A 1878-nucleotide genomic window follows, 5' to 3' on the forward strand; every position below is an offset into this window, starting at 1 on the left:
GTCCGCGGGATTGCTTCCCGCGGGTTTGGGAACGGCACTGACCACCTCTATCCCCTTGCAGGGAAACGGGGCTGACGTCCGGCTCGCTTTTCTCATGGTGAGCTACCGCCGGAGGGGCATAGTCCGCTGTACTCTCGGACCACCAATAAACTGATTCGGGATAGTGACAGAGATTGATCGCCGCATTCAGGTCGCGCGATTCGATCTTTGCGCCACAGTGCGGACAAACCCATTCACGGTCCGAGAGCTGCAGGCCGTCGTTCTTCTTGTGACAGAAGCGGCAAAGCTTTGAGCTCGGAAAAAAGCGGTCCGCGACAATGAGTCTGCCGCCGCGAAGCTCGATTTTGTACTCTAGCTGACGGCGGAATTCGTAAAAACCGATATCGGCTATGGCACGCGCCAGGCAATGATTCGCCATCATGCCCTTGACGTTCAGATCTTCAATCACTACCTCTGAGTAGTTGGCGGCGATAAACGTTGTCAGCTTGTGAAGCGCATCCTTGCGGATGTTGCCGATTCGCCGATGAAGACGGGCGATCTCCACGGCGAGCTTGCTGCTATTATTGCTGCCTTTCTTTGCCCGGGAGAACTTCTTCTGCTTTTTCTTCAGTTTCCCGAGCAGGTTCTTGAGCGGTTTGGGTGCTTCAAATTCGAGTCCGTTCGACAGCGTCGCCAGTTTGCTGATGCCCAGATCAATCCCGATCCTGCCTTGGTTCTCGGCAGGAACGAGATGGTCGAGATCCGAAACCTCGCAATTCAGACTGACATACCAGCTGTCGGCCTGCCGCGAAATCACGGCAGACAGGACTTTCGCGTTTTTGAAGCGCAAAGGCTCACACATCCGCACCCAACCGAGCTTGGGGATGCAGATGCGTGAACCTTCGAGCTTGAATTGATCGTTTGAGATGGTAAAACTGTCGTTTCGGAACTTGCGCTTGAATGTCGGGAACCCGAAATGCTTCGGGTTGCGGAAATGATTGGCGTATGCCTTACCAAGCGACTTTATGGCGAACTGGGGAGCGCATTTCGTCACCTCAAGCATCCAGGGGAATTCCTGTCGCTTGATTTTGTTCAGTTTCCGCCTGAGAGCGCATTCGTTCGGCAGAGGCACGCTCTCAGGCTCCGCTTTGTGTGCCCGATACTGCTCGTGCCACTGCTCGAGCGCCCAGTTGTACGCAAAGCGCGCGACGCCGCAGGCACGCGCAAAGTACTGCACCTGCTCGGGCGTCGGAACGAGCTTCGTTTTGAAGCCAAGATGCCAGACATACGGCTTTTCTGCCATCTCAGTTCTCCGAGTCGGCGACAGCCTTCTTCATGCCGTCCAGAAGCTTCTGATTCTTCTTGCTGCGAGAGCCGTAAAGCCGTGCGCTGAAAACCGTGATGATCTCGAGCACGTCTTTGGCCAAGTCCTCTTCAAACGAGGACTCGGTCCCTTTGTTGATGATGACAACCTCGACGTTTTTCATTTCACAAACAGCAAATACCATCTCCGCACCGAAGCGCAGCAAGCGATCCTTATGCGTGACGACCAGTCGTTCGATCTCGCCGTCAATCAGCATGTTGAGCAACCGCAGCAGCCCTTTCTTGCGATAGTTCATGCCGGACCCAAGGTCCGCTATGACCTCGTAAGTCCAGCCGTGACTCGCACAAAAAAGTTCGAGCACCTGCTTCTGCCGCTCAAGATCGCCTTTCTGATCCGCACTCGATACTCGGGCGTAGGCTACGGTTCTTTTGCTTGGCATTTCAGCGGAAAGACTACTCGTCAGCCCCACGAGCTCCGATACATCATACCGACGATGTCCGGAACGGGTGCGATTCGCGTGCAGCTTGCCCTCCGCATCCCATCGCCGAAGGGTCGAAATGGAGACCCCAAGAGTT

2 protein-coding genes are annotated in these 1878 nt (G+C 55.2%); both read right to left on the bottom strand.

All coding sequences use genetic code 11. The features are described from left to right. On the bottom strand, window positions 1–1282 hold a 1282-nt coding region (locus H6A60_RS11075; protein ID WP_205104592.1), incomplete at its 3' end, for an RNA-guided endonuclease InsQ/TnpB family protein. A 1-nt stretch (window position 1283) separates the two neighbouring features. After that, window positions 1284–1878, bottom strand: a 595-nt coding sequence (locus H6A60_RS11080; protein WP_205104594.1) for an IS607 family transposase, incomplete at its 5' end; no start/stop codon positions are given.

Source organism: Sutterella massiliensis (assembly GCF_016899755.1).
GTDB lineage: Bacteria > Pseudomonadota > Gammaproteobacteria > Burkholderiales > Burkholderiaceae_F > Sutterella > Sutterella massiliensis.